This is a genomic window from Sulfuricurvum sp. (genome assembly GCF_036279695.1).
Classification (GTDB): Bacteria; Campylobacterota; Campylobacteria; order Campylobacterales; family Sulfurimonadaceae; genus Sulfuricurvum.
Genome location: NZ_DASUIQ010000125.1, coordinates 1 through 2,705 on the forward strand (window position 1 = coordinate 1; position 2,705 = coordinate 2,705).

At 43.4% G+C, this 2,705-nt stretch carries 3 protein-coding genes; all 3 read right to left on the minus strand.

The genetic code is table 11. The annotated features are described in order from the left end of the window. Positions 1–146: 146 nt before the first annotated feature. Genes VFW36_RS12015 through VFW36_RS12600 form a run of 3 tightly spaced genes read right to left on the minus strand, consistent with a single transcriptional unit; the run spans position 147 to position 2,700 of the window. A complete protein-coding gene (locus tag VFW36_RS12015) occupies positions 147–614 on the minus strand; it encodes a YfiR family protein (protein ID WP_329659054.1) in 468 nt (155 codons plus the stop codon). Between the two features lie 26 nt (positions 615–640). Next, positions 641–2,566 (minus strand): TonB-dependent receptor plug domain-containing protein, encoded by a 1,926-nt coding sequence (locus VFW36_RS12020; protein ID WP_329659055.1) that lies wholly within the window; start codon positions 2,564–2,566, stop codon positions 641–643. Then, positions 2,566–2,700 carry a YfiR family protein gene (locus VFW36_RS12600; RefSeq protein WP_414720307.1) on the minus strand — a complete coding sequence of 45 codons (135 nt, stop codon included), beginning with the start codon at positions 2,698–2,700 and terminating at the stop codon, positions 2,566–2,568. The genes VFW36_RS12020 and VFW36_RS12600 overlap by 1 nt, the downstream gene beginning before the upstream one ends. Positions 2,701–2,705: the final 5 nt, after the last annotated feature.

Genomic DNA, 2,705 nt, shown 5'->3' on the forward strand with positions numbered 1-2,705 from the left:
TTCGAGGACACTCTCACGCAAGGCAAAATACTCATACGTCACCATAATGACGACAACGGGAACAAATGCAAATGCAATCCCAAAAACATTAGAATAAATGAGCTTTTTTTGAATCGACCAATCACTCAGTGATTTTTTAAAAAATATCACGGTTCAACCCTCCTAGCCAGTTTCAAAAGTCGTGAACTCACGCTCAAATCCGATACTTTGATCGATTTTAGATTGATGTCAAACGCGATTTTATGGTTATCACGTAACATCGTAATATGGGAATCATTGATATTCGGATTTTCACTTACGATCAATATCGATGCCCCTGAGAGCTTCTGAATCAGTTTCTCACCACTTTGTCCTTCACTCTCTCGTATGAACACCATTTGGCACCCTTTTGCCGCTTCGGGTGTCGATACGGTGGAAACTTTTACTTTTTGGTTTCTCAGCATCTTGTTGTTCAGGGCATTCGATGCGCTTCCCATATCTTCTTTGTAAAAACAGATATTAAAATCCCCCGACGGATCACTGTTATGCCAATCGGTCAAAAGTGCAAAGTTATACAAATATGCCGCCTTGATCGTATATTCCGGCAATGCTTCAGCCTTTAGCAAGCTTACCATAAAAATTAAAAATAGTGTTATCTGTCTCATTGGAAGTTGTACTCCAATTGAAGCCAGAAGGTGCGACCTTCTTGAGGATAGGTCAGATCACCGTTATATTGTGCAACGATAACATCTTCGTATTTTTTATTCGTAACATTGCGTACCTTTAGCGACATATCACAGTTGGGAATCAAATGATGCGAGAGGAGATTGAGATTACTCAACACTCTCCCCGGAGCATACTCCTGCCGTGCATTCGTATAAAGAGGACGACTACCCAAATACTGGACTTCCAATCCTGCGCGCAATAACTCTTCGACCAACGGAAGCGAAAGATTGAACTTGGCAATATGACGCGGCGAGTTGATAGGAGTCAAATGCCCTTCTTCACTCGTAATAGCGTGTTGATAAGCATAACTGGTGTGCAACCGTGTACCGTTCTCCCAGTGTTTTTCCAACTCGATTTCCGCCCCGTGAGTCGTAATATCAGGATAATTATAAATCCTATCCGTAATACGGTATCGATACAAAGAGGCGATTAGTTTCGTTTGAGAGTCGAGTCTCTCTTCTGCTACGATTTCCGATAACCATGCTTTTTCCGGCTCTACCCGATCCCCTTCATACGGTGTTGCCTGACGATTCGTTTGTCCGGTTGAAAATTTGAGTGAGGTACTCTCTCTTGGATTCCAAATCAGTGCTGCTTGAGGGCTGATGGCATGATAGCCGTTATTGCTTTTTTCATAGCGCCCTCCGTAATTGAGATGCAAAGATGGGGATAGTGTAACGTCATCGTATAGATATAGGCTATAGGTTTTACGCGTTGTAGCAGATCCATAATACGTCTCAGCTACTTCACCGGTTGTCCAATTTTGGAGAACATCTACCCATGAGAAATCATAGTCATGACGATATTCTACACCGCCTGATAGGAGATGATTTTCAAACCATGATCCAACCAGTTTTACATCACTGCCGTACCATTTGACATTTTGATCCCCGTGATACATGTAATCTATGTCTGAACCTGAAGGATACGAATATCCGTAAACATATTCACCGTACCATACCGATGCCGAGAGCTTTAGATCGTCTGTGAGATCGGTATCGACTTTGAGACGGGCAAATCGGTTTTCATCATTGTTTACCAAGCTGTAATCGACTATCTCTCCCCAAGACGGATATGAGGGGACATCCCCATCACGTTTGGAATATCCGGCTAACCATGAAATATTTTTATACGAACCTTTGAAAAACAATCGTCGATTGGATTCGCTGTTATGCGCGTTTTCAGGTGTTTCAACACCACTAATGTTATACGTATAATTACGCCCGTCCGATGTATAATCGGAAGCCGATACGAGAATTTCAGCTCCGTTTTCGAATGTTTTACCAAACATCGCTCTACGGCTTCGACTATCATGGTTTCCATATCCCACAGCGACTTGAGCGCCATCGACATTGGAGCCTTTTTTTGTGATGATATTGATCGCTCCGAGCAAGGCTCCGTTGCTGTACCCGCTAGAGCTTCCCCCCGGAATATACTCGACTCTATCGATCACAGAGACATCCAAAATAGCGTCATTACCGAGTAATGCTTGTCCGTAATAACTATCATCGGAGCGGTATCCGTCAATCATGACAATAACCCGTCCCGCAAATACACCGGGGGTAGTGAACCCACGACCTCCGAGATAATTGTAGCTATAATCTTGAAATACCTGTAATCCGCGCATACTCCCCAATATCTCTCCGAGGGTGCGATAGCCGTAATCACGGATGTCTTGTGCGGTAACAATCGAGACGGCAGAAGCCGCATTACTCATCTGATTGGCGATATGGCTTGCGGGAATATATTCGGTCTGAAGCAGCTCTTCGAGAGGAATCTCAGTCGCATCGTTTGAGGTATCGTTTTGACCCATCAATGATGTGCTTAACAATAGTGCTGATAATAAGAGGGAACGTTTATGCATCACGGTTCAACCCTCCTAGCCAGTTTCAAAAGTCGTGAACTCACGCTCAACTCCGATACCTTTATCGATTTTAGATTGATGTCAAATGCAATCTTATGGTTATCGCGCAACATCGTAATATGGGAATCATTGATATTCG